The 26,179-nt window shown below is 55.2% G+C and carries 19 protein-coding genes; 10 read left to right on the forward strand and 9 right to left on the reverse strand.

Translation table 11 applies throughout. The annotated features are described in order from the left end of the window. Window positions 1-7 precede the first annotated feature (7 nt). From ccoN to dnaG, 3 genes are all read right to left on the reverse strand, one after another. Complete coding sequence (gene ccoN / locus CEE69_RS14665; RefSeq protein WP_099261375.1) at window positions 8-2,497, reverse strand: cytochrome-c oxidase, cbb3-type subunit I; 2,490 nt, start codon at window positions 2,495-2,497, stop codon at window positions 8-10. 298 nt (window positions 2,498-2,795) lie between these two features. Continuing rightward, window positions 2,796-4,499 (reverse strand): sigma-70 family RNA polymerase sigma factor, encoded by a 1,704-nt coding sequence (locus tag CEE69_RS14670; protein ID WP_099261376.1) that lies wholly within the window; start codon window positions 4,497-4,499, stop codon window positions 2,796-2,798. A 210-nt stretch (window positions 4,500-4,709) separates the two neighbouring features. Then, window positions 4,710-6,827 carry a DNA primase gene (gene dnaG / locus CEE69_RS14680; RefSeq protein WP_233215239.1) on the reverse strand — a complete coding sequence of 706 codons (2,118 nt, stop codon included), beginning with the start codon at window positions 6,825-6,827 and terminating at the stop codon, window positions 4,710-4,712. Window positions 6,828-7,456: 629 nt separating this feature from the next. Here dnaG and CEE69_RS14685 point away from each other — a divergent pair. After that, complete coding sequence (locus CEE69_RS14685) at window positions 7,457-8,410, forward strand: ABC transporter permease (RefSeq protein WP_099261378.1); 954 nt, start codon at window positions 7,457-7,459, stop codon at window positions 8,408-8,410. 52 nt (window positions 8,411-8,462) lie between these two features. Continuing rightward, window positions 8,463-9,365 carry an ABC transporter permease gene (locus CEE69_RS14690; protein ID WP_390179974.1) on the forward strand — a complete coding sequence of 301 codons (903 nt, stop codon included), beginning with the start codon at window positions 8,463-8,465 and terminating at the stop codon, window positions 9,363-9,365. A 6-nt stretch (window positions 9,366-9,371) separates the two neighbouring features. Here the strand turns inward: CEE69_RS14690 and CEE69_RS14695 are convergent, their stop codons facing one another. Next, complete coding sequence (locus CEE69_RS14695) at window positions 9,372-10,349, reverse strand: helix-turn-helix domain-containing protein (protein ID WP_099261379.1); 978 nt, start codon at window positions 10,347-10,349, stop codon at window positions 9,372-9,374. A 196-nt stretch (window positions 10,350-10,545) separates the two neighbouring features. On the opposite strand from CEE69_RS14695, the gene CEE69_RS14700 reads away from it, so the two are divergent. The 3 genes from CEE69_RS14700 (at window position 10,546) to CEE69_RS14710 (ending at window position 16,462) form a co-directional block, all read left to right on the forward strand. Further along, window positions 10,546-13,014: an arylsulfatase gene (locus tag CEE69_RS14700; protein ID WP_099261380.1), complete on the forward strand. Its 2,469-nt coding sequence runs from the start codon at window positions 10,546-10,548 to the stop codon at window positions 13,012-13,014. A 294-nt stretch (window positions 13,015-13,308) separates the two neighbouring features. Next, window positions 13,309-14,811, forward strand: a complete 1,503-nt coding sequence (locus CEE69_RS14705; RefSeq protein WP_099261381.1) for a DUF1254 domain-containing protein — start codon at window positions 13,309-13,311, stop codon at window positions 14,809-14,811. A 109-nt stretch (window positions 14,812-14,920) separates the two neighbouring features. Then, entirely contained in the window at window positions 14,921-16,462 is a 1,542-nt protein-coding gene (locus CEE69_RS14710) for a DUF1254 domain-containing protein (RefSeq protein ID WP_099261382.1), read from the forward strand. 100 nt (window positions 16,463-16,562) lie between these two features. Here the strand turns inward: CEE69_RS14710 and CEE69_RS14715 are convergent, their stop codons facing one another. Beyond that, window positions 16,563-17,867 carry a TAXI family TRAP transporter solute-binding subunit gene (locus CEE69_RS14715; RefSeq protein WP_099261383.1) on the reverse strand — a complete coding sequence of 435 codons (1,305 nt, stop codon included), beginning with the start codon at window positions 17,865-17,867 and terminating at the stop codon, window positions 16,563-16,565. A gap of 34 nt (window positions 17,868-17,901) precedes the next feature. Next, complete coding sequence (locus CEE69_RS14720; protein ID WP_233215240.1) at window positions 17,902-19,158, reverse strand: tetratricopeptide repeat protein; 1,257 nt, start codon at window positions 19,156-19,158, stop codon at window positions 17,902-17,904. 489 nt (window positions 19,159-19,647) lie between these two features. Between CEE69_RS14720 and CEE69_RS14725 the strand changes: the two genes are divergently transcribed. Then, window positions 19,648-20,826, forward strand: a complete 1,179-nt coding sequence (locus tag CEE69_RS14725; protein ID WP_233215241.1) for a multiheme c-type cytochrome — start codon at window positions 19,648-19,650, stop codon at window positions 20,824-20,826. 115 nt (window positions 20,827-20,941) lie between these two features. Here the strand turns inward: CEE69_RS14725 and CEE69_RS14730 are convergent, their stop codons facing one another. Then, window positions 20,942-22,201 (reverse strand): DUF1559 domain-containing protein, encoded by a 1,260-nt coding sequence (locus tag CEE69_RS14730; RefSeq protein WP_099261385.1) that lies wholly within the window; start codon window positions 22,199-22,201, stop codon window positions 20,942-20,944. Window positions 22,202-22,454: 253 nt separating this feature from the next. On the opposite strand from CEE69_RS14730, the gene CEE69_RS32850 reads away from it, so the two are divergent. After that, a complete protein-coding gene (locus CEE69_RS32850) occupies window positions 22,455-22,628 on the forward strand; it encodes a hypothetical protein (protein ID WP_199169875.1) in 174 nt (57 codons plus the stop codon). Window positions 22,629-22,672: 44 nt separating this feature from the next. Here CEE69_RS32850 and CEE69_RS32030 read toward each other — a convergent pair whose 3' ends face one another. Then, complete coding sequence (locus CEE69_RS32030; RefSeq protein WP_143549249.1) at window positions 22,673-22,912, reverse strand: hypothetical protein; 240 nt, start codon at window positions 22,910-22,912, stop codon at window positions 22,673-22,675. A 16-nt stretch (window positions 22,913-22,928) separates the two neighbouring features. On the opposite strand from CEE69_RS32030, the gene CEE69_RS14735 reads away from it, so the two are divergent. After that, window positions 22,929-23,180 carry a hypothetical protein gene (locus CEE69_RS14735; RefSeq protein ID WP_099261386.1) on the forward strand — a complete coding sequence of 84 codons (252 nt, stop codon included), beginning with the start codon at window positions 22,929-22,931 and terminating at the stop codon, window positions 23,178-23,180. A gap of 96 nt (window positions 23,181-23,276) precedes the next feature. Here the strand turns inward: CEE69_RS14735 and CEE69_RS14740 are convergent, their stop codons facing one another. Beyond that, window positions 23,277-24,029 carry an SGNH/GDSL hydrolase family protein gene (locus tag CEE69_RS14740; RefSeq protein WP_099261387.1) on the reverse strand — a complete coding sequence of 251 codons (753 nt, stop codon included), beginning with the start codon at window positions 24,027-24,029 and terminating at the stop codon, window positions 23,277-23,279. Window positions 24,030-24,117: 88 nt separating this feature from the next. On the opposite strand from CEE69_RS14740, the gene CEE69_RS14745 reads away from it, so the two are divergent. Both CEE69_RS14745 and CEE69_RS14750 read left to right on the forward strand, forming a co-directional pair. Further along, window positions 24,118-25,203, forward strand: coding sequence for a thiamine phosphate synthase (locus CEE69_RS14745; protein ID WP_099261451.1), 1,086 nt, complete (start codon window positions 24,118-24,120; stop codon window positions 25,201-25,203). 70 nt (window positions 25,204-25,273) lie between these two features. Further along, entirely contained in the window at window positions 25,274-26,131 is an 858-nt protein-coding gene (locus tag CEE69_RS14750; protein ID WP_233215242.1) for a hypothetical protein, read from the forward strand. The last annotated feature ends 48 nt before the right edge of the window (window positions 26,132-26,179 follow it).

Below are 26,179 nucleotides of genomic sequence, written 5' to 3' on the forward strand. Positions count from 1 at the left end.
ATCGAATCTAGTTCAGTACCAAAACGTCCTGGTCGGGGCGATCGATTTGTGCCGCCTCATCTCCCGCTGGTTCGGCTTCCTCGGGAGTCGATTCCGAGTCCGCACCAGCTTCTTCCGCGGCGGCTTCCGCCTCGGGTTCTTCCGTCGCGAATAAATCGACCCCGACGCGTTGCAGGTAGGCGATCAATGCGACGGCTTGCTTTTCGTAAGCCTTCGCCGGACCACCCTGTGCGACAATGTCAGCGGCGATGTATTCGGCTTGCTTGTAGGCGACTTCCGCCGTGTTGTTGAGCTCTTCGTCGGTGTACTCGGCACCGAGATAAGCGGCGACTTCGACGTGCGGAGCAATCGCGTCGTAGTTCATCTCCTCAGTCAGCAGGTGGGCGTAGTCGGGCATCACGCTTCCCGGGGAAACGTTCTCTGGATTCTCGAAGTGAGTCCAGTGCCAGAAACTGCTTTGTTTTCCGCCCTCTCGTGCGAGGTCAGGCCCGATGCGGCGGCTGCCCCACTGGAACGGTCGATCGTAGATGAATTCACCAGGCTTGCTGTATTCACCATAGCGTTTGGTTTCGGAAACGATCGGGCGAATCATCTGCGAGTGGCAGTTGTAACAACCCTCCGAGACGAAGATGTGTCGGCCTGCCAATTCCAAAGGTGTGTACGGTTTGACCGTCGCGATGGTTGGGACGTTGGACCGAATCAAGAACGTCGGAACCACTTCAAAGAGAGTCGCCACGACCACAGCGATGGTCGTGAAGACGGTGAAGCGAACCGGCAAACGTTCCCATCGTCGGTGCCATCCCATCTGGCTCCAAATGCTGACCTTCTTGCCCACTTCCAGCACGGGAGCACCTTCGATGGGGCTGTGTGGTTCAGGCGTGTCGTCAACGTAGTGTTTGGTCAGACGAGGTGCGGTGTGAACCGGGTTTTCATACTCGGCGGGACGTCCCATCCAAGTCATCATGGCGTTGATTCCCAGCATCAGCATGCCGGACACATACAGGACGCCACCCAGGACTCTCGCCCACCACAGCGGAACGATTTCTTGGGTTGTTTCGATGAAGTCGGGGTACATCAGGTGACCGGTGTCATCCATGGCTCGCCACATCCAACCCTGCATCAAGCCAGCGGCGTAGATGGGGATGATGTAGAACAGAATGCCAATGGTGCCGACCCAAAAGTGCAGGCTGACGAGTTTGTCGCTCCACATCTTGGTTTGGAACAATCTCGGGAGCAGCCAGTACAGCATTCCGAACACCATGAAGCCGTTCCAACCCAAAGCACCCGCGTGAACGTGAGCGATGGTCCAGTCGGTGTAGTGGGTGAACGCGTTGATCGACTTGATCGAAAGCATTGGGCCTTCGAAGGTAGCCATCCCGTAGAACGTGACACCCACGACGAAGAACTTGAGGACTGGATCGGCGGCAACTTTGTGCCAAGCCCCACGCAGCGTCAGCAACCCGTTGATCATCCCGCCCCAGCTAGGCATCCACAGCATCAAGCTGAACAGCATGCCCAGTGTGCTGGCCCATTCAGGCAGAGCGGTGTAGTGCAGGTGGTGAGGACCGGCCCAGATGTAAATGAAGACCAGCGACCAGAAGTGAATGATACTGAGTTTGTAACTGAAAACCGGACGTTCAGCGGCCTTGGGCAAGAAGTAGTACATCAAGCCCAGGAACGGGGTCGTCAAGAAAAACGCGACCGCGTTGTGGCCGTACCACCACTGCATGAATGCGTCTTGGACACCAGCGTAAACGCTGTAGCCTTTGAACCAACCAGCTGGAATGACCAGGTTGTTGAACACGTGCAGCAACGCGACGGTCACGATCGTGGCGATGTAGAACCACAGCGCGACGTACATGTGCCGTTCACGTCGTTTGATCAATGTCATCAAGAAGTTGCCACCGAAGATGAACAACCAAACGACAGCGATCAGCAAGTCGATCGGCCACTCGAGTTCGGCGTATTCGCGGCTCTGCGTGATGCCGAGCGGCAGCGTGATGGCCGCCAAGACGATGACGAGTTGCCAGCCCCAAAAATGCAGGCGACTGAGGACGTCACTCCACATTCGGGCTTTGCAAAGGCGTTGGGTGCTGTAGTAGACCGCGGCGAAAATGCCGTTGCCCGCAAAAGCAAAGATTGCCGCGTTGGTGTGCAGCGGACGCAGTCGCGCGAACGTGAACCATGGCAATCCGCCCGTGATTGACGGCAGCACCAACAAAACCGCGACGATCAAGCCAACCAGAGTGGCAACAATGCCCCAAACGATCGTGGCGGTCGCAAACAAACGGACGATGCCGTCGTCGTATTGAAACTGTTCCAGCCGGACTTCTTCTGTGCCTGAGTCCGATGACAAAGCAGCGTCACCATGACCGTTGGTCGGCGTACCAGTCGCCATTTCTATCCTCTGATTTCCGTAGTTGAACAGCATCCAAACACGAATGCGGCAACGCTCAAGCAGCAATCGCCATGAACAGCGGTGATCTGCGAAGGTCACCTGCCTTCATTAAAAACTTAGTCGTCGCAAAAACCCATACCGGCACCTGCAGATTTCAACGGTCGCGACATTACGCCACGGATTTTGTCGCCGAAACTCTATCGATCGTTTGCTGACCGAGTGAACGGGCACCGCAGCAGGGTTGTATCACAAAACGCGAAATGTGGGTTGGCAAGTTGAAACGTCTGCGGATCGTTTCAAACAAAAAAAGCCTTCGGAAATTCGTCTGGGCAAGACGATTCTCCAAAGGCTTTCAAAATTTCACTTCGCTCACTTCAGGGTGAGCACGCCCGATGGATCAGGCAGCTGGTTTGAGGTACGACGACAAACGCTCTGCACGCGATGGGCTTTGCATCTTCGCAACTGCTTTGGCTTCGATTTGACGGACTCGTTCGCGAGTCACCTTGAAGATCCGACCGCATTCTTCGAGCGTGTAGCTGTATCCGTCGACGAGACCGTAACGCAAACGAATGATTTCGCGTTCGCGGAAGGTGAGCGTTTTGAGAAGCTCGTCAATCTTGTTCCGCAACATACCGCTGGCTGCGATCCGGACAGGGTTGTCAGTTTCGCTATCTTGGACAAACTCGCCAAAGCTGCTGTCTTCACCTTCGCCGACTGGGCGGTCGAGGCTGACGGGGTGACGTCCGATGTCCATCACGCGGCGGACTTCTTCGATCGGCACATCGGTCGCTTCGGCGATGTCTTCGTATGTTGGCTCACGACGCAACGTTTGCGTCAGGCGTTTTTGTGCTTGGCGGAGTTTGCTGAGCACGTCGATCATGTGAACTGGGATTCGGATCGTGCGAGCTTGATCAGCGATAGCGCGGGTGATCGCTTGGCGAATCCACCATGTTGCGTAGGTGCTGAATTTGAATCCGCGACGGTATTCGTATTTGTCAACGGCTCGCATCAATCCGGTGTTGCCTTCTTGGATCAGGTCCAAGAACGACAGTCCGCGGTTTCGGTACTTTTTCGCGATCGAAACGACCAAGCGAAGGTTGCCGGCGCTGAGTTCGCGTTTGGTCGATTCGTACTGATCGAAGTGGCGACGAACTTTGCTCATGCGGTTGTGCAAGCTGGTTGGGCTTTCCTGCGTGACCAACATCAGTTCGCGAAGTTCTTGGCGAAGGTCAGCGGCTTCGTCGCGGCTCATCGCATCGTTGCCAAGTTCGGCCAAACGCTCGCGAATGAAGGTCATTCGGCCAGAGATCTTCTCGAGTTGGTGCAGCAGCGGCGTGACGCGGCGGCTCCGCAGTGACAGTTCTTCGACCAGTTCCAAGCACTTGCGACGACGACGCAGAAATTGCTTGCGAACTTCTGCTTTCAAACGTGGCGAAGCACTGCGACGCACCAAGATTTCGAAGTCCGCTTTGTTCTTGGCGATCAAATCGGTCAGCGTTCGCAAGTTGTGCGGCATCCGCTGCGAGATCTGCTCTTTGGTCAGTTGTTCGGTGAGTGAGACCTTGATCGTTCGGTCGAAGGGAAGTTCGCCCGAGTGGACTTTTTGCAGCGTCTCGACGGTGGCTCGCAAAGCGTAGTCAGTTTCCAACAGCGAGCGACGGTATTGCTTGCGAGTGATTTCTATCTTCTTCGCCAGTGCGATCTCTTCTTCGCGAGACAGCAAGGGGATCTCGGCCATTTGGCTGAGGTACATGCGAATGGGGTCTTCGCTGGCTTTGGGCAGGTCCGCGGACGAGAAGCTTTGCGACGCGACTTCGTTCGCCAAGGCTTGTTCGGGGGTTTCTTCGTCAGCACCCATTTCAACTGAACGCAAGCCGCGAACATTGGGAGCGGGGCGACGAGCAGCGGCGTCGCGAGCCTTTTTTTCCGAGGCTTCAATCAGTTGGATGCCGCGATTTTCCAGGGCCAACAAAAGCGAGTTGAGCTTCTCTGGATTGACGTCTTCGTCGGGCAGGTATGCGTTGACTTCATCGTATGTGAGGAAACCGTCCTTGGTTCCGCGGGCGATGAGTTGCGAAAGATCTTGGTCCATCAATTGCATCGGAAAAACCTCCTGTTATGGGTCACGTTCCTTCGTGGAACGGTCAGTCAAGCTGGTGTTTGCGGGAACCTGAATCACGTGATTCAGTTCAGCCATGACTGGAGTGTCGTGTTTGAAATCTTTTCAAATGCGATTCATCATGAATCGCGAAACGCTTCAGTTGGGTCGGGTGTCGCGGCTCCTTTGAGTGGGTGCCTTGGAAGGATTGTCCTAGCGGGGCGTTTGCCGAATTCGTTCGGCAGCAAACAGTTGTTCTAGCATCGCGAGCTCTTCGTCTTCGGGCAAGGATGCAGATTGTAATTTTTCAATTTGACGGATCTTTTCGGCGTCAAATTCACGTTCGCGAAAACGAGTCAGGATCGCGGTGTATCGCAGTTGTGGCTCGTCCAAAACATGGCCGGCTCGTTGCTCAATTCGTTCTTGCAAAGTGATGATTTGATTTTTCAAAAAATCGTTTTCGAGCAGGACAAGCACGGAGTCGACGTCCAGGTCGCGGCCTTGCAGATCCAAGTCTTGGTAAGCCGACAGCAGCATCTTTGCAGTGTTGGAATGTAGCCACGAAGGGTCGACCGATTCGACCGCCATCGCGGCGACTTCGGGCGACTCGATCAGGATCTCAAACAGTTCCCGGTCGACACCCGTGATCGCGGCGCCCTGCTCTGGCTGCTGCGGTCGTGCCGGTCCGCTTTGTGAGCCGTGGCGTTGCTGATTGGACGCACCGAAATCGCTTGGGCCTGACGGAGCGTAGTCGTCGAAGCCTTCGTCAATTCCAAACGACGCCGCGTCTTCCATCGCCGCTTGAGCGAACGGATCGAAGTCGTCCATCGACGCGTTGGAAGGCGCCGGTGCAGTGGGTTTTTGCGGTCTTGATTGGCCGGAAGGCGTGGGTTTCCCGGGGCCATTGCTCGGGCTGGCTTTGCGGTAGCGAGCTTGTTTGCGTTCGCGTTCCGCGTTTTCCTGTCGCAGCGTTTCGAGGCGTCGTTGCAGGCGTTCGACGGGAAGTCCAAACGTTTGGCTCATGCGAACCAGCAACTGGTCAATCTTCAGTTCGGTCTTGTCGCTTTTGGCCGGTGTTTTGGTCAGCACACCCAGCATGGTTTCGATGGCGGTGGTGACTCGGTGTGTGTCGCGCGTGACGTCGACGCCTTCGGTCAAGCGATTGAGCTTGTGGTCCATTGCGTCGGGGGATTGGCCAGCCATGTCCAGCAAGTTCGTGGCGGATTGCTGAGCCAAGAAGTCGGCTGGGTCCAGTCCGTCGGGCAGCGTCAGGATTCGCAAGTCCGCGTCGGCGGTGACGAACAATTCGAGGACTTCTTCGGCGCGACGTTTGCCTGCGTCGTCGCCATCGAGAACCAGCACGACTCGATTGACGAAGCGTTTGAGCACGCGGACATGCGACGCGGTCAAAGCGGTGCCCAAGACGGCAACGCTGTGATCGATGCCCGCCATGCGAGTCGCGACCACGTCGGTGTAGCCTTCCATGACAAGGACTTCATCGGCGGCACGCATCGCGTCACGAGCCAGGTGCAATCCGTAAAGCTCGTTGGATTTGCGGAACAACATGGTCTCGGGACCATTGATGTACTTCGCTCCGCCGTTGGAACCGTCACCTTTGGCTTCCGCAATGCGGTCGGAAATCGCGGGGATGATTCGGCCGCCTAGCGAGATGGCTTGGCCTTGTGCGTTGTCGATTGGGAACATCAATCGGCCTCGGAAGCGATCGTAGCAACCCGATTTCCCATCGCGGCCAATCGCAACACCGGCGGCTTGGGCGACCGCTTCGGAAAACTTGTTTTGTTTCAGCAGGTTGACGGCGAAGTCCCACGAGTCGGGAGCGAAGCCAATCTTGAACAATTCGCGATTGCTGTCGTCGATGCCGCGGCTAGCGAGGTAGTCGCGGGCCAACTTGGCGTCGTTGGATTTTCCGTTGGCCAGTTCGTCGAAGTAGGCTCGGCAGACCAGGTCCACCGCTTTCATCAGGGTGGCTTTGTCGTCGGGGCTGCCCGGTTGAGTTTTGGGGCCGCGATTGAATTCGGGGATTTCGATTCCGGCTCGTTCGGCCAAGCTTCGCAGTGCGGTCGGAAAGTCGACGCCTTCGCGTTGCATGACGAAGCTGAAGATGTCCCCGCCGATGTCGCAGACCCAGCATTTCCAAGATTGGCGTTCTTGGTTGACCGTCATCGACGGACGTGTGTCGTTGTGGAACGGGCAGCGGGCAACGAAGTGACGGCCCTGCGGACGCAATTCCAGATCATGCCCGATGACATCAACGATGTCGGTCGCGGCGCGAACTCGCTCTTTGACGTCGAAGTCCGTTGAAGAGGACAAACGAACGCTCCTGTCAAAAGGCCAGATCAAAATGTCGTTGGCGACATGTCAAACCAGCACGAACGCGGGGGACATCCACTTCAGAAACGACATGCGGCGGGCAAGTCGAGCAAGATTTTTCTTGCAGGCTTGTCAACGGCTGCCGACCCAAATTGGATGCGGTCAGTGGAACGGTCAACCCGGCTTCGCGACTGCGAAGTGATCGCCACTCTTCCTGAGTGACCGGCGGTTCGACGATCCCGTTGGAAAACGGAGAAGGACGAGGTGCCGAGGCAAATTTCGATCCGGTTACATCCCTGTAGCGTAGTGTGTCAGCCGCGTCGGGTGGAATTCCCCAATTGGCAGGCTGCCCGCTTCGTTACAAGCATGTGAGAAGTTTGCTGGGGTTTCACGGACGCGTCAATACCAATCTGTGGCCAAAATGTTGGAGGCGAAATTCTTTGTCAAATCCACGCTGCAAACGCCGCTGGATCCCAATTGCGGCGTTCTCAGGTTAGGGCCTCGGAAGAACTTCACCTCTCGGCTACTTTGGTTTGCGACGGCTCGCGAGGGAATTCTCCGTTTTGCCGTTCGTGCCCAGGGTGCTTGGTCGCCCACGTGTCTCACACCAATGTTTTCCTGAAAACTTCATGGCGACCGCAACTTCGTCGTTTGACGATCCCAACCCGGATTCGCATCACGTTGCCGCAGCGACGTGGGGCGGTCGCGTGCGGGTTTGGAAAAAGATCTTCACCACCGCTTTGTCGGAAAGACTGGTGTACCGCGGGGACTTTGCCCTCGGGACGTTGATGCGGTTCTTGCCCATCGTCACTCAGATCTTTCTCTGGTGGGCGATCTACGATTCGATCGCTGCCAGCCAAGCGGCGGAAAAGATGGTCGAGTCAGCCGTTGGTGGATCAGAACTCGATCCTTCAACGGACGCGGTGCAGATCGGCGGGTTCGGTTTTCGAGACATGGTCGCGTACTACCTGATCACCATGCTGGCTCGGGCGTTTTCCAGCATGCCAGGATTGGCGTCTGGCATCGCCCTTCAAATTCGCGAAGGGGAGATCAAGCGTTACCTGATCCAGCCCATCGATTTGCTTAGCTTTTTGTTGATCAACCGGATCGCTCACAAGGTCGCTTACTACGCGATCGCGATCGCGCCATTTGGTTTGGTGTTCTATCTCTGCCGCGATTATTTCGTCGGAGGATTTCCGCCGCCGCACCTGTTCATTGCGTTTTTGGGATCGCTGGTGATGGGCTTTCTGATCGGTTTCTTTCTCGAGGCCGCAATCGGGATGATCGGATTCTGGTTCCTGGAAGTCTCATCGCTGTTGTTCCTGTACATGTTGTTCAGCTTCTTTTTGTCGGGGCACATGTTTCCGATTTCATTGCTGCCTGACAGCATCGAATGGTTCGTTAACTTGTTGCCTCTGAAGTACCTCGCTTATTTCCCCGCGGCTGTGTTCCTCGGCAAAATTCCCGACGAAGATTTGCCGATGGAAATGGCGATCGAAGCGGCTTGGCTGACGTTCTTCATCGTTGTCTGCCGCTGGTCCTATTCCCGCGGTGTGGCTCGCTACAGCGGTTACGGAGGTTGATGCGATGCAATCCGATTCAACAGCCAACCAGGCGAATGAAGGCAGCCCTTCCATGGACGACCAGTGGATGAGCGATTCAGTCGGCTTCGATCGAGAAACGGGCTCCGAATGGATGCGATACGTTCGCGTGTTTGGAACGTTTGCTCGCAACAGTCTGGTTCGCGACATGACGTTCCGCGCGAACTTTGTGATCGAGTGCCTGAGCAGCATTGGTTGGACGCTGATGAACGTCGGCTTTTACCTGATCATCTTTCAGTTCACCGGATCCATCGGAGCCGACACGGGCTGGGATCGCGAACGGTTCTTTTTGTTTTTGGCCACGACGTGGTTCATCAACTCGATTGTGCAAGCGTTCTTCATGCCCAACGCGGAAGAATTCAGCGAGCTGATTCGTACGGGCGGGTTGGACTTTGCGTTGCTGAAACCGATCGACACCCAGTTTTTGATTTCGTTCCGGCGGGTCAGTTGGTCGTCGCTGGCCAACTTCTTGGCTGGGTTGGTGATCGCGGGCGTGGCTCTTTCGAGATTGGCCACCCGGGAAGTCGACCCGCACATTCCGACGGCGATGTCGGTGGTGCTGTATGTGCTGTTTTGCATGTGCGGCGTCGTCATCATGTACAGCCTGATGATTTGTCTTTCCGCAACCAGCATTTGGTTGGGACGCAATCAAACGCTTTACAACTTTTGGTTCTACATCACCAACTTCAGCCGTTACCCGATGGAAATTTACAACCGTGGTTGGGGCACACCGATGTACGGGTTCTTCACCTTTGTGGTGCCCGTGCTAGTGGTCGTGAACGTACCGGCTCGTTTGTTGGCCAAGCCCATCGATCCGCGAACCAACGAAGAATGGATGTTGGTTGGTTGGGCGTTGATCGCCACCGTGCTGAGCGTCACGTTCAGCCGCTGGGTCTTTCGCCGAGCCCTCGGCAGTTACCGCAGCGCCAGTTCGTAAATTTGTTTACTTGGATGCAAGACCAGCGTTGCTTCGCTGCAGCGTTTGTGAAGGCAACTCACCGAACAATTGTCGATAGTCTTGGCTGAACTGGGCGAGGTGGCTGAAGCCGTTGGCGTAGGCGAACTGTTTGACCAAGACATCCTGCTCCGTTGTTTCACGGAGTTGTCGTCGGACTCGGTTGAGTCGAAATGCTTTTAAGTAGTCGAGCGGACTCATGCCGGTCACGTCACCAAAGGCGTGTCGGAGTGTTCGTTCGCTCACTTTGATTTCTTTGCACAGCTCGCCGATACGCAGCGGCTGGTTGGCGCGATCGGCCGCATGTTCTTTTGCTTGGTGAACCAACTTGTTTCGACGTTGTAGGATGGAATTGGAATGGCGGTTCACACGTGAAGCAAACAATCCGGTTGCTAACAGCGTGATGGTTCGATCGGCCAACTCCTCGATGACGTGCGGGGCACACAATCCGTTTTGGAATCGCTCCGCCGCATGCAAGTAGGCTTGGCTGGTACGGCGAAGTTGATCAGCCAACTGCGGAGTCAGATGAACAACGCCATGGGTTTGCACGATCGGATCGGGATCGATCTGTTGCAGGTCCGCGATGCGTTCCGACAACACGGCCTCCGGAACGACAAAGACGACGCTGTCCCATAGCGAACCGGATAGATACTCCGCTTCCCTCCCTGCACGCTGCACGATCAGGTCATTGAACGAGACGCGTTGTCCCACCCAGCGTGCTTCGCCTTGCTGCTCGAGCGAAATCGCCATTCCGAGCGTTCCGGGCGGCGCTGTGCCGTGATAGTGAATGGATTGTTCCCACCGATTGCGAAAAATTGCGCAGGTTTCGGTCTGCAGGTGCTGCAAGATCCCACGAAAGGTTCCGGGGCTCATCTGGCGATATTGATGGTCCCAACCGCTGAGCGTTTGTTCCATCTCTTCGAAATGGCGAGACTCCAGTTTGAAAAAGTTCATGTCAGTGGCCATGGATCCTTTGGAGTTGCTCGCGAGGCGTCAGGTTTGCCGTATTTTGATATCGATTTTACTTTGTCGGCTTGGGAGCGTGTGCTCTATTTGCGCCCCTCTGTTTGCGGAGGGTTGGCGCTCAGGATTGGTCAACCCTCGCATGCATTTCCCCGTGAACATGGCTTTTCAATGACCGTCATTCCCAAGGGCACCTGTGATGAAATTTGGTAGAAGTTTTGGATTCTTGGTCTTGTTGACGGGATCGGTTTTCATACCGGGTCCATCAAATGCGGTCGAGAACGAACCGACGAAAGTTGCGAGCGATGCTTCCGCTGACAGCCAATCTCCGAGCGAGGGAAAGGCTGCGGATTTCAAAGGAATCATCAAAACCGATATTCGCGATTCCAAACCTGACTGGACGCCGTTCACACCAAAGAAGGCACCTGAGGGTGCGCCGAATATTTTGTTCGTTTTATATGACGACACTGGATTGGCGGCCTGGTCACCTTACGGCGGTGGCATCAACATGCCGACGCTCGACAAGCTGGCGGCCAACGGGCTGACCTATACCAACTGGCACACGACCGCGTTGTGCTCACCCACCCGGTCCACTCTTTTGACCGGACGAAACCACCACCTCAACGGGATGGCGGGGATCACCGAAGTGGCAACCGGGTTCCCAGGATCGAATGGCCATATTCCAAAGGAATGCGCCACAATCGGACAAGTCCTCCAAGACGGAGGCTACAGCACGTTTTGGGTTGGCAAGAACCACAATGTGCCCGAACAAGATGTTGCTTCGGGAGCGAGCCGTGAACGTTGGCCCCTGAACATGGGCTTTGATCGTTTCTATGGATTCTTGGGTGGCGAAACGAACCAGTGGTATCCCGACCTGACCGAAGACAATCGCTTCGTCGAACCGCCGGCGACTCCAGAGGAAGGATATCACCTTTCGAAAGACTTGGCTGATCAAGCGATCAAGATGGTGAAAGACCATCGGTCGTCCAACCCTTCGCGGCCTTGGTACATGTGGTATTGCCCCGGTGCCAATCATGCACCCCACCATGCTCCGGAAGAATACATCGCCAAGTACAAGGGCAAGTTCGACGACGGCTATGAAGCGTACCGTGAACACGTCCTGGCTCGCATGATTGAGAAAGGCATCATGCCCGAAGGCACCGAGCTGACGCCGATGAATCCGATGTCCGAGGACGTAGCGGACCCGGCTGACATGGTTCGACCGTGGGATTCGCTTTCGGCTGACGAGAAGAAGTTGTTCTCCAAGATGATGGAAGTGTTCGCCGGATTCTCAGAGTACACCGACGCGCAGGTCGGACGCGTGGTCGACTACCTCGAGGAGACCGGGCAGCTCGATAACACGATCGTGATCTACGCGGCCGACAATGGAACCTCTGGTGAAGGCAGCCCCAACGGATCGGTCAACGAGAACAAATTCTTCAACGGGTTTCCCGACACGATCGAAGAGAACATGAAGTACATGGATGTCTTGGGCAGTCCAGACACCTACAACCACTTCCCGACTGGTTGGGCAATGGCAACGTCAGCACCTTTCCGCATGTTCAAACGATATTCGCAGTACGCCGGCGGCACGGTGGATCCTTTGGTGATCTCGTGGCCCAAAGGCATTCAAGCGAAGGGAGAACTTCGCCACCAGTATCACCACAGCGTCGACATCGTGCCAACGCTTCTGGAGATCACCGGGTTGGAGATGCCCAAGGTCTACGAGGGTGTGAAGCAGTATCCGTTGTCCGGGAAATCGATGACCTACACCTTTGAGGCTGAACCCGATGCGGCGACGAACCGCCACGTTCAGTACTACACGATGTTCGGAACGCGAGGCCTTTGGAAGGACGGCTGGATGATTTCGTCGCTGCACTCACCCTTCAGCAACTCAGGTGACTATGAGAAGGACGAGTGGGAACTCTATCACGTTGCTGAAGACCGTGCCCAATCGAAGAATCTCGCAGAGAAGCATCCTGAGAAAGTGAAGGAATTGGTCGCGGCGTACTTCGAAGAGGCTGAGAAGAACCTGGTGCTACCGATTGACGATCGTTCTCCTGCGGAACTGTTGACAACTCCGCGCCCGACGAATGAACCACCGAGCGATCGACACGTCTACTACCCCGGAACATCAGCCATTCCGGAAGGCGTCGCGGCGAACATTCGAGGTCGCTCGTACAAAATCATGGCCAACGTCGAGATTACTGACGCCGATGCGTCGGGCGTGCTCTTCGCACACGGTTCCCGATTCGGTGGCCATTCGTTGTTCTTGAAAGATAAAAAACTTCACTACGTCTACAACTTTCTCGGGATTAAACCGGAACAGCATTTTGAATCGGAAGAGCTGAAGCCAGGCAAGTACACCCTCGGTGTGGAATTCATTCGAGAAAAATCGGGTGAACACGGCGAGCACCTTGGGAAAACAAAGTTGTACGTCAATGACAAAGTGGTCGACAGTGGCGACATGAAGACGCAACCCGCTAAGTTTACGCTCTCGGGTGATGGCATGTGCGTCGGTTGGGACAGTGCTGACGCGGTGACCGAACAGTACGAGACTCCGGCAAGATTCGAAGGCGGAACCATCCAAGCCGTCGGCATCGATACCGGCGAAGAGAGCTACGAAAATCTCGAACTCGAAGCTCAACGAGCACTGATCGGGCACTAGATGATCGCATGGGTTCGCCAAGCGAGTCCCAGGCAAAAGGTGAAGCGGGCCTCCGTCCACCATGGGCGGAGGCCATCTCGATCGCCGGTCCGGTCGTTGGTCTCTTGTGTGGAACGCAATAAGATTGGATGAGCCTTGAAAGAGCGTCAATGAGTCAGATGATTTTCGACCGTCAGACTGGTAGGATCACGCCAGAGGCAGGGACGAATGTCGCGAAGATGACGTGTCACGTTCGCGACCGAACCTTCGTCCTGATTCACTTGTCGACTTCATCCATTTGAAGGAACGTTGAATATGAGATCCAACCTCCACCAAACCATCACCGTTGCGATGCTTCTGTGTGTTGGCGTACTAAATGCGAACGCTCAAGACAAGCCCGTCCCGCTCGCTGACGCGGGGCTTCGGGGCGATGAAAAGATTGAGACTCCCATTGGAGAGATTCAGCTTCACGACAGCTATTTTGACGAAGAAGCGTCGCAAAGATTATTTGATGAGTTGGATTACCAACGTGCGTGCCAAGCTTATCTTTGGAGCACTCCGCTGGTTAGCATCGCGACTTGGCGCGACCGTCAAGCCGAAGCGTTTGGTGTCGAGGGCGCAACCGACTTCGTCGTCCTAAAATCGCTCAAAGAAAAGCGGGGAATCGTTACAGGCAATCTGACAACACCCTACATCTTCAATTTTACCAATCTCAAGGGCGGGCCGGTTCGGATCGAATATCCCGCTGGACAAACCGCTGGCGGCGTCCTCGATTTTTGGATGCGCTCAGTGTTCGACCTGGGGCTGACGGGGCCCGACGAAGGTCAGGGTGCCAGCTACATTGTCGTTGGCCCAGAAGAAAACCCCGCGTCCTACGAGCAGGAAGGCGTCCACGTCTTCCAAAGCCCGACCAACAACGTGCTCGTGGGAATTCGGGTTCTTGATCCCGACCCTAAGTACTACGAGACCTACAAATCACAGTACAAAATGGGCCCGGTCGACGAAGCTCCCGAGCCATGCCGCTTCATCGAGGACAAAAATGTGGAGTGGAGTGCGACCGCACCGCGAGGCCTGGACTACTGGGAAGTCCTTTCGGACATCCTGAACGAGGAGCCGGTGCGCACCATCGACAAACCTTGGATGGCGATGCTCGAACCGCTCGGAATCGCCAAAGGGCAAGCGTTTGAGCCCGATCAGCGGTTGCAAAAAATCTTGCTGGATGGAGCAGCGATGGGTGAGCTGATGACTCGCAATATCCAGGTCAATCCCCGCTACACCGATCCGTACTGGGAAGGCACGTCGTGGTACAAGAGCTTTGACTTCCACGTCGAAGAAGAGACCGAGACAATTCAGGAAATTGACCAGCGAGCGACTTGGTTCTATGAGGCCGTCGGTGCATCGAAAGGCATGGTCAATCCAACACCCGGAAAGGGGCAGGTCTATATGACCACGAAACGCGATGCCTCTGGCGACATGCTCCGCGCCGACAAGACCTACAAGCTGCACGTGCCCGCAGACGTCCCGGTGGGGCAATTTTGGTCCGTCACGCTTTACAGCGAAGAGACCCGGCGGCCGTATGACAATGGGGGAACCGAAATCCGCGACATCAGTCTGGGCAGTCGTACAGAAGGACTTCACAAAAACAGCGATGGCTCCGTGGATCTGTACATCGGAGCCGAGGCTCCTGAAGGCATGGAAAGCAACTTTCTTAAAACCATCGGTGATGATGGATGGTTTGTCTATTTCCGGCTCTATGCCCCGTTGCAACCGTTCTTCGATAAGTCATTTAAGTTGCCTGATTTTGAAGTTGTTCAATAGGAAGCCGACTGCCTGTCCAAACAATTTTCTTTCGTCCATCGCCTTGGGAAAACACAGGTGGTGGCCAATCAAGCAAACCGCTTCTCTACCCGCAATCTGAGCCAATCCTATGAAATCAGCTCGCAATCCGCGTCGTGCATTTCAGTTCGCTGGAGTTGCCGCCCTTCTTTTGTTCTCTGCCAGCCCCTTGTTGGCCCAATCCGATCGCTACAGCAATCTCGCCGAGTTGCCACTCGATCACAATCGCCCCACCGCAGAAACCGCGAAGCAACTCAAAGAGGAGCTGTTGTTCCAACGGGCTTCGCAAACGTATCTGTGGGCGATGCCGCTGCTCAACACGATGGGCATGCGAGACGGGTTTGATGACTCGTTTGGCAGTGGCTATAACGTCATGGCGATCTGGGAGAAGCGGCTCGATGCGAAGACTCGTATCACCACGCCCAACTCCGATTTGATTTACGGCATGATCTTCACTGATCTGTCCAAAACTGGCCCATTGGTCTTTGAGGCCCCGCCGAAGCTGCAGGGAATCCTGCTCGATTTTTGGCAGCGACCGATCCCGGTGGATGGCGGCGAATTTTTTGGCGATCTGGGGCTGCCCGGCCCCGACGCGGGGAAGGGCGGCAAGTTTCTGCTTCTGCCGCCAGGGTACAAAGGCGACGTGCCCGAGGACCACTACGTCTATCGCTCGGGCACGAACAACGTCTTCATTTTCTTGCGTTCGTTCTATCAATCGCTAGACAACATCACTCCCGCAGTTGATGTGCTCAAGCAATCGGTGCTCTATCCTCTGGGAGACAAGGACAATGCCAAGCCGATGGAATTTCATGATGCTTCTGGTGGAGCACATGAAATGCTGCCTCGTACCGACCTGGAAGCTTTCCAGCAATTGAAATGGCTGGTCGATTCGGAAGGCGAGAATCTCGCAGGCCCCGACTGGTTGGGCATGCTCGCCGGTCTAGGGATCGTCGCCGGTCAACCCTTCAAACCAGACGATCGCAGCAAAGAGATCCTGAGTGATGCTGCGAAAACAGCCTACAAGACCTCACGCGTTCTTGGGATGCAGCCTGAACTGGATGGAGTCGATTTTCGTGTCTATGAAGACCGCCAGTGGCTGAACCCGATCAATAATCTGGATTCCCGTTATCCCGATTCCTTCGTCGACTTAACCTTTGCCGACCGCCAACACGGCGTACGAAATCTGGATGGACGAGCTTGGTTCTTCACCGATTACTACTCCATCAGTCCCGGCATGGTCTCGATGACGCCAGGCAAGGGCGCGTTCTACATGATCGCGTTCAAGGACGCGGAAGGTGAATGGCTCGACGGCGAGAACAACTACCAACTGCACCTGCCGAAAGACATTCCTGCCGGATTGTTTTGGTCTGTCACGCTTTATGAAGCAGAGAACGCCTCCGGATTGGACAACGGCCAGCCGTTCCCCTCGCTAGGCAAGCTCAATCATCCCGAAAAGAACACGGATGGTTCGATCGATTTGCACCTCGGCCCGCAAGCACCCGCCGGGAAGGAAGCCAATTGGCTCGCCACCGTTCCAGGCCGCGGTTACTTTGCCATCCTGCGTCTCTACGCCCCAACCGAACCGGCCATCAGTCTCACGTGGAAACCCGGCGATATTCAAAAGGTCGAGTAAGTCGATCTCCGAGTTGTTACTCAAAGCTGTTTGGTGGCAGTGCGATGGCGTGTCCTCGCCATTTGCTGGGTGAGGCTTCGCCGTTTGTCTGATGACAAAACTAGTCCCCCTTTGCGGCAGTTTCTGCTCGTTCGATTTCGGCTCGGCAGCGATTGATCATGTTCTGCAAGATGACAAAGGAATGGTCTGCATCGAGTCGTTCCTCGATCAGTTCTTGGCAGGTGGTCGACTCGATTGCTTCCAGGTCTCGCAGTGCGGCGCCAAAATCGGAAACTCGCTGGTGTCCAATCGAATCCAGGATGTGTTGGACTCGGCCGTAGTACACATCGACTCGGTTTTTGCGTCGCTGATCAATCCATTTCTTGATCCCATGCAAGCCACTGGCAAGCAGCAACGCGACCGTGATCAACACCCCGATTGACTCGGCGTTCTGAGCCAGGAACCCGGGTTCGTTCCGGCGAAAGTAGGCTTCCGCGCCGCGATGAAGTGGGAACTGCAGTTGAGCTTGACTGGATTGTTCATCCAGTCCACTGAGCAAGGAAATCTTTCGCCCCAGGACCGCGCGATGAGCGAAGATGGTCTCGACCAAATCGTTGGCAAGCTCTTCGTCCCAGTCGGCACTGCACGCCAATACCGCGCCGATGCCGACAGAAGGCGTGGGAGTGATCGGGCTCCCTTCGTATGACATCAACGGAATCTCGGCCACTTTTGCATGCGGGTAGTGCGTGCGGAATCCGTCGATGAACGCCCGCTCTGAAATGAAGGTTGCTTCACCTTCCATGGCGCGGATTTGGATTGGCACCAGCTGAAATTCGGGACTCGCGATCAATTTCTCAATGATTTCAGATCCCAGCCCGACCAAGAAGAAAGCCGCGTCGAGGTCTCCAGATCGCAATGCCTCAGCGGATTGAGCGAACCCCAAGTTCTGTTGGTGCTCCGCTGGGATTTCGACCCGTGAGAATTGCAGCAGTGCTTCCACCAACGGGTGAGTTCCGCCGGATAACGAACCGAGGTTGGTGGGGTGGTCGGCCAAGTCGTTCAAGCATTCGATGCCGGCATCCTTCCGGCAAACCAGGTGCAGCACTTCGGTGTACAGGATCGCGAGGCTGCGAACGCGTTCGTCAGCAACGGCATCGTTTTGAACGATCGCAACATCGGCCGTTCCATCTTGCAGTCGGGTGACGTTCTCGCGGCTTCCTTCGCTCGGGATCACTTCGCAGCGAATTTCCGGATGCCGATTCATGTACGAGTCGCCGATCTCCTTTCCGACTTGAAAGTAGATGCCTTGCTCAGAGCCCGTCGAGATCACCACCGGCTCGGTCCGCGTGGCACCGGCCAAAGCAATCCATGCCACCCAGCAAATGACCCCTCCGAAAAGAGCCAGCAGAAAATTCGTCCAGCTCATTCAGTCAACACCCAGGTCAGTCGCTTCGCACGGATTACTTTTTGGGCAGTGTATCAATTGGTGCGTCTGTCTGCTGGAGTGAATCCCGGTCAATCCAGCAAGTCACAAATTGGCGGTCTGGAATCCAACCCTCGTTGTTGAGTCGGGTGCTGCGTTCTTTGATCTGGGATGCGAGGCGATCAAGTTCGTTTTGGGAGAGCGAGTTGTTTGTGTTTGCATACGCCAAACGCACACCACACCAATGCAACGATTCCCAAGGACGTTGCAACTGATCGAGATTTTCGATCAGGCTGACAAGCTTCGCATCGTCGCGGTCTTCGTTCAAAGACATTTCACGACCCATTCGTTGCGTTTCAGAAATCAACTCAAACCGCTTCGCAGCTTCTTTCGATTCGTTTGGTCGATCGACGGCTAGCAGGGATTGGCTGAGCAGACGGTAGGCATCGCTGTCTGTCTGGTCGAACAGCACCGCTTCGCACAACAGACGCACCGCAGCAACGTGGTTTCCCTGATCCGCGAAATTCGCTGCCTTGGGAAAACTCCATTCTGGATTGGATGTTTCGACACGATCGGCTTCTTCACTCCATGCGCTCAGTGATTCTTTGTCGTTGAGGTGGACGTGGATGCGTCCCAGGATCGGTCGCGTGTCGCTTGGGCGAGTCTCCAATGCTTCGAGCTCTGTTCTTGCCAGTTCCCACTCACCACGACTGACAGCGTAAATGGTTTTTCCTCGAACGCCGATCGGAGCAAGCTCATCCAGTGAGGTGTCACCATGAAACGGTCGTCCTCCGGCGAGCAAATGTCTTAGCTCCAGTTCTTCAATGTCACCCTGCTGACAAAGTGTTTGCAAATGTTCCGTTGCTTCGGATGTTCTGCCCTGGCGGATGAATAGCTCGGCAAGCTCGCGATGAACCAAGGTGGCTCCGGGGGCCTCCTGCAAGAGTGTTTGGAAACGCTGCTCTGCGTCTTTCCACTTTCCAAATTGAACCATCCACTGGGCGGTCTGCCCCAACACAGGGAGTCGTGCGTCGGGTGTGCTCAACGCCAGTTTGTCCAGCATCTGAATTGCTTCAGGGAAACGGTTGCGCCTGCCAAACACACGTGCCATCAAGAAAATGGAGCTTGGGTCGTTTGGGGCTAGACGCATGACTTGGCGAGCAAGTTGGTAAGCCTTGTCGTGGTCATCATTTTCCAGTGCAATCGCAGCTTCGTCTTGCAAAGCGAAGAGATCTGTTTCGGATGTTTCTTCGTTCGCGAATGAAGATGGTGGGCGAGACGCTTTCGGTGCCACTTCGGTCTCGTTGGATGCCGTTTCGGTTTGGGACGTTGTGTCCTCGTTTCGAATGTCTGCTTGCGAAGACGTTTCGCGAGTTGACCCTGTTTGGGGTTTCTTTGAATGACAGCCTGCCACAAAGGACGCCAGCATGCAGAGACCGATGGCTGTTCTGGAGACTGCTGTGGTGGGCACAATTGCGTGATCAGTTCGAAGCATCAGATTCCAGAACGCAATGGGGAAGGCGACGACATCTTTGTTGCGTTCGCTCGACAGTTGAGGCCGTTGTTGGAGCGAATGTTGAACGCTGCAAAACAATCGGCACCGGACTGGATGCTGTCAACGCTCTTTCTTCTTCTTGTTTGATTGTACCTCTTTTGTCTTCTCACCAGCACAACAAGCTGAGGTTGGGGCGGTTGCGAAAAAGAAAGTCTTACAGGTGGTGGGATCGATGCTAAAATCTGACCTGAAGTGGGCAAGCTGAGTCAGGGCCTCGTACAAACGTTCTTGCGATTCGAGTTGATTGTGGTCGGCAAATTGAAACTTCGAGTGATTGGGGCGGGCGTTGGCATACTGGTTGTGGCTTCAGCGACCCTGACGTTGAACAACAAGTTCGATCAAGGTGTGTTCCAGGCCAACCCGTCGGGTGTTTCGCTTGTTCAGTTTGAAAGCAAGGAGCGATTGGAAGCACCCGCACAGGACGCTGGGTTTGTGGGGCGGGACGTGTGCCGTGAATGTCACGAGACCAATTTCGAATTGCATGCGAAGCATGGGCATGCATCGACGTTCCATCAGGTGTCTGAAACCGACTTGCCCAAAATTTTCGCTGGTACCCGGTTCGATGGTGGGAAGGATTACGGCGTCTACGAGTACTCGGTGGATGACACGGGGCAGTTGTTTGTGCGTCTCCCGTCGGAGTTTGGCCAAGAGGCATTTCCGCTCCAGTACGCTCTCGGATCGGGACAGCATGCACAAACGATGTTGACGCTGACGCCCTCTGCGGATGGGCAGGCCGAAGGGATTGAGCATCGGGTCAGTTGCTATCACGGCCAAAGGGTGGACATCACTCCCGGGCATTCAAAGAAGAGCCCTGCCAGTGCACTGGAATTATTCGGCGACAGGCCGCGTGGGGAACCATTGCAGCGGTGTATTGATTGTCACACCACTCAGGGTGAGGTGGTTGGTGGGGATATCCAAGATTTAGTCGCGAATGTGAATTGCGAGAAATGCCACGGTCCTGGACGCGAACATGTGCGGGCCGCTCGGGCTATGCCAACGCCACCGAAGTATTCTGTTGGGAGAAAGGATTGGGATGGCGAATCAGAGATCCAGCTTTGCGGGGATTGCCATCGATTGCCGAAGAATCTTTCCGAACGCGAAGTTCGAGAGTATCCGGATCTTCTAGCTCGTTTTCAGCCCGTCGGGATGCTTCGAAGCCGTTGCTACCTGGAATCCAATGGGCAGATGAGATGCACAACCTGTCACAACCCCCACCAAGCTATACAAGCGGTGGCGAAAGACCAGCACATTCACGCCTGCATCCAATGCCACGACGATCAAAACACCGAGCATGTGGTTTGCAGCGTTTCTACTGACAGGGGCTGCATTGAATGCCATATGCCAGCAATCGAGATGGATGAGGGCCTTCGCTTTCACGATCACTGGATTCGCGTCCGTGAAGAATGAGACGATGTTGCTTGCAAACGCGACTGAACAATCTGAAACGAAAAGGAGCCTTCCCGAAAGTGTTCGAGAAGGCTCCTTTGAAAATTGGTTGTGAAACAGATCAGAGTCTTAAAAACTAAAACTCCGTTTCGATCGTTTCGCGAGACGCTTTCGTCCCGAGTGCTCCCCAAAGACCGTATGGGCTAGCGGAACCCGGTGCACGTGGACCAGGCTGGTTGCGACGAACCGCTCCAGCACTCTGGTTGCCAGCGTCAACCGATTCAGTGATGAACTTCACTGCTCCGTCGGTCAGCAAGACGTGAACTCCGCCTTGGTGTCGGCTACTTGCAGTGTGAGTGCCACTGCTGTCAATCCATGTGCCCACGCAGAGTTCTGCATTGGGTGGACGGACTGTGAACATTTGAGTGCACATCGCACGGAAGTTGGCCCAGTTGGCACCACGAGCCTCGTGGTTGTTGGAACTCAGTACCGCAGGGTCCGTGCAGTTGGGGCCGCCGTTGCACCAAAACAGTGGTCGGTCAGGATCAATTTCATTGTTTTCAACGCAGAACAATGGGTTGTCGTTCACCGCGTTGGAACCTTGACGGCGCCATGAGGCAGCCGATCGTTTGTCTCGATCGCCTAAGTCTGTGATGATTTCACCCATCGCAATTGTATTGGACAGACCATCCAAAATGTCTCGGAATTTGGCCGATCGACGTACCATGAACACGCCGCGGGAAACGGAGTTGTAGTTCCCGATGGCCCAGTTGGCCGTGCGGGGTGTGAGATCTCCGTTTCGACTTTGGTGATGTTGTTGACCAGGAGAGTCACCGAGGCACAACGCGTAGTTAGTTCGTCCGAGAGCGGGCAGTCCCTTGCCAGGATCGCTGGGACAGCGAAGTGTTGGAATGTCCGTCGACCATGGAATGTAACCTGGGTTGCGAGTGTAATTTCGCGGGTTGGGGCCCATCGCGGGCCAACGCGGTGGATTGGTCAGTCCCGTTGTTGCTGGCGGTGCCGCCCCGGTAACGGTTTGGGTGCTGGGGTTTGAGATCAACTCCCACAGCCCCTGCTGCTCGAAGAACGGCGTCAGGCCAACCAATGCACTCATGCATTCGTGGCTGGCATCATTGCCCGTTTGCCACCAACGATTGTTCTGCAATCCGATTCCCGTTCCGCCACCGTGAACAGGCAGTTGGTTGTAGGCGGAATGGTAATTGTGCAGGGCCAAACCCTGCTGCTTGAAATTGTTGCTGCAGCTCATACGGCGTGCAGCTTCTCGGGCCGCTTGCACGGCAGGCAGTAACAGTCCAACCAGTACTCCAATGATCGCAATGACGACCAGGAGTTCCACCAGTGTGAACCCAGCGGACTTCTTTATCGAGGAATTCATGCGGTATCTCCACTTCAGAAGAGCTAAAAAAGAAAAGGCGGAGTTGCTACACCTCACCACGCCTCTATAGAGGCAGATACCGTACCCCGTGAGAAATAGCCGCCACAACAATGCAAATTACGCATTTTTGTTGCTTTTTTGCGCGTTGCCACGGCGACTGAGCTCTGGTCATCTTGAAACCACCGGTAAACAACTTTCTGCGAAAGATCTGTTTAGGCGAACATTTTCTCTTCACTCAAGCGAATCAATTGTCATGCAAAAGCTCACACTCGCGGCATTCGTTGCCTTGTTGTTTTCAGTTCCCGTTGGTTGCGAAAACGAGAGTAGCGTTGTCGAAGCGCCTCCCGTCAGTGAAGAATCATCCATGGATGGGATGACGGAAGACGAATACAACGATGCGATGGAAGAAGCCCTGAATCAGCAATAGTGTTGGTCAAGCTGGTTGCTGGTTGAATGCGACGTAATGACGAATCAGAAGTCGTCCGTCGTCACTTCAGCAAGAACCGAGTTTGCCAGCAGAAATTGTTCACGCATTGAAGCGGACGTCAGCATTTGCGGACGTCCGTTTTTTCGTTTGCCCAGGTTGGGATAACGTGACCCAAGTTGGCTGACGGTTTGATCGAGTTCGTCTTGCGGTTCGAAACGGAAGAAACTCGCGCGGCGTTTGGAATCAAGAAATGTTGGCGTTTGTTTCGATCCATTCCAACTCAAGTCAGATGGTGAGGCGTTGCTTCCAAACCCGTACCAGCAGTCGAGTGAGATCGAAGCCGAGGAGCCCAGAAAAGTCTTCTTTGTTCATCGCTTTCCCGTCACCATTTTGTTGGCGTCGATGACAATCTACGCGATGGGAATGTCCGTGATGTGGACCATCGATCCCATCATCGTTTTCTTGATGGCGTTGGGTTGGGGATGGGTTGGCTGGCCAGTTCTTTCGTTGTTGGAGAAGAAGCTGGCCAGTCTGTTTCGCGTTTTGTTGTGAGAACCCAAGATGCGATCTGGTATCGGGGGTGATACCAGTGCCGAGGCTTCCTGTGTGTTGATACACAAGCTGGAAGCTTATGCCACATGGGGCGTGTTATTGCGCCAGCGCTTTTGCGACGACTTCGGCGACGTGTTCACCGAGCAGTTTGGAGCCGGCTTGCGTGTAGTGCACGTTGGCTTTTCGCTGGGTGGAAGCGTGCTGCATGGCGAAGTCGTAGAACGGATCCGTTTGGATGCCGCCAACGGATTCCATGACTTTGGATGCGGCTTCGTTGTAGCGTGGTCCGTCCTCGGGCAGCCGGCCGCCGGCTCCCTCGGGAACCGGAGTGGTCTCTCGCCAAATCACGGTCGCGCCGGTGGCTTTCAACTTTTTCGCGATCGTTTCCAGGTTGGCGACGTACTCGTCCAGAGGGACTTGTCGTTTGCTGGTCGGTAGCTTGGGATCGGCTAAGTTCTTCCCGTTGGGCCCCATGAATTTCAGGTCGTGCAAACCAAAGTTGAAGTGAATCACATCCCACTTGCGGTCACCCAACCACGAGTCGAGTTGTTCGAGACCACGCGTGGTGGGGCCGCAGTTTGTTCCGGGACGGAAGACGTTTGCTTTGCCTTCGAGGGCTCGTCGTGTGTCCAGCATGTAGCCGATCGAAATGGAGTCACCGATCAACAGAACGTTCGGGAGCGTCGGATCGACTTTGGGTGCGGCAAACGGGTCATTCTTGCGTGCTTGACGCGGCGTTGACTTTTGGGTCGGTTGATCGGCGTGTCCGATCGGCAGGAAGCCGGTTGGTGCGAGAGCAGCGATGGACAAAACGGCTGCGGTGAGAAAGCTGCGACGAAGAATGGACATGGCGGGTGAGGTGGTGGGAGGGATGGAAGGTAGGATTCAAGCGGAACAAACAGAGCGAGCAACGAAAACAGAGCGAGCACCGAGGCGAATGACGAATATCGAATCCAGAACCGTGTTGCGAATCTTGGACGCCAACGCGAATCGTGCGGGCGAAGGGCTTCGCACGCTCGAGGAATCCGCTCGCTTTATCTTAGACGATCTGGGGCTGACCGATCGGTTGAAGACTCATCGCCATGATCTGGCGACCGCAATGGGATGTTGGAGCCGGTTGCAGTTGGTCGAGTCTCGCGACACGCCGGGGGATGTGGGCACCGGAGTGACGACCGAAAGTGAGCAATCGCGGGCAGATCTGTCTTCGGTGATCACTGCTGCAACGACTCGGACCCAACAAGCGTTGCGGTGCCTGGAAGAATATGGAAAGACGACGGATCCGGAATTCGCGGCGAGCATTGAGTCCATTCGCTATCAGTGCTATGCCACCTTCCGCGATTTGGAGTTGAAGATGGCGGGCGTGAATTTTCGCTTGCGAAAACTTCAAGAAGCACGGCTGTATGCCTTGATCGCCTGCGAGCCCGATGCGGAACCTCTGAAGGCCAGGATTAATCAGTTGGTCGATGCCGGAGTCGATGTGATTCAGCTTCGTGATTCAAGCGTCGATGATCGAACTTTGTATGAGCAAGCAAGTTTTGGAGCCGCACTCGCAAAACGACGTGGCGTTTTGTGGATCATCAATAATCGAGCTGACATTGCGGTGGCGGCTGGCGCCGACGGAGTTCACGTTGGGCAAGAGGAAGTGCCAGTGGATGCGGTGCGGCGTGTGGTGGGGCGGGATCGTTTGATCGGTTTGTCGACTCATGACATCGAGCAGGTTAACGAGGCCACTCGTACCAGTGCGGACTACATCGGGTGCGGCCCAACGTTTCCCGGAAAGACGAAGTCGTTCGATCACTTTCCCGGCTGCGAGTTTTTGAAGCAGGTCAGCGACGCGGAGCAATCTGGCGACCTCAAGTTGCCCGCATTTGCGATTGGCGGCATTGGGAGCGACAATATTGAACGAGTGACCCAGTCCGGGATTGGGCGAGTTGCGGTCACGGGTGCTTTGGCATCTCATGAAGGAATGCACCAAACGGCATCGGCGATGCGAGAGATGTTGGAACGCGTGCCGCTCCGCTAGGACGTGCTCAACAGTACCGGGCGGCTTGCGCCGCTCCGCTAGGATTTGCTTGATCAGGGGAACGTGCTTGATGATATTTCGATTGAGTTTGATTGCGTTCGCATTGTCGGGTTGTGTCTCCGCGGAAGAGCCCTCTTTTGTTCCGGTTCAGTTGGCTGACAAGGAGTTGACCGAGAGCAGCGGGATGGTGTTTTCGGTGAAGGATCCAAGCTGCATTTGGTCGCACAATGATTCAGGTGATCGGGCGAGGTTGTTTGCTTTTGATGCCAACACCGGCGCAGCGACCGGGCGATGGGAATTGCCTGGTGTCACGGCGATTGATTGGGAAGACCTCGCGATCCTTCCGCCGTTGAAAGCCGATGGGCCGGCAAGGTTGGTGATTGCGGACAGCGGCGACAATCAACAAAAGCGTGACCACATCGAGCTATTGGTCGTCGATGAAATGGATCCGCGAAAGTCTGGAGAAGTGGCGCGAGATCAGGTGCATCTGCTTCGCGTGAAATACCCGCATGGTCCGCAAGACTGCGAAGCGATTTGGTTCGACGAACCATCCGGACATTTGATCTTGTTGTGCAAGCGATTCACTCCATGGGTGGGGCTGTATCGGGTTGCACTCATTGATGGTTCGAGTGGTAAGTTGAACGAAGACATCGAGGCCGAGCTGATCATTCGGTTGCCGCTGGCGCTGGCCACGGGGGCGGATCGGGATCCAGTGACAGGCGATGTTTGGGTTTCGACGTATTGGCAAGCGATGAAGTTTGCGAAAGCGGATCATCCGACTTTGAAGGCACAGATGTCACGAACTCCCATTGCAATGGATTTGCCAAAACTAAGGCAGATCGAAGCGATTGCTGTCGACTCCAAATCGGATGTGTGGGTCACCAGTGAAGGCAGCCCTGCTCCTTTGGTTCGATTGGGCATTCGTTGAAGATGGGCTGAGAACGCCTCCCGGCGATCTTGCAAATTGACTTGTATA

It is taken from the genome of Rhodopirellula bahusiensis, assembly GCF_002727185.1.
Taxonomy (GTDB): domain Bacteria; phylum Planctomycetota; class Planctomycetia; order Pirellulales; family Pirellulaceae; genus Rhodopirellula; species Rhodopirellula bahusiensis.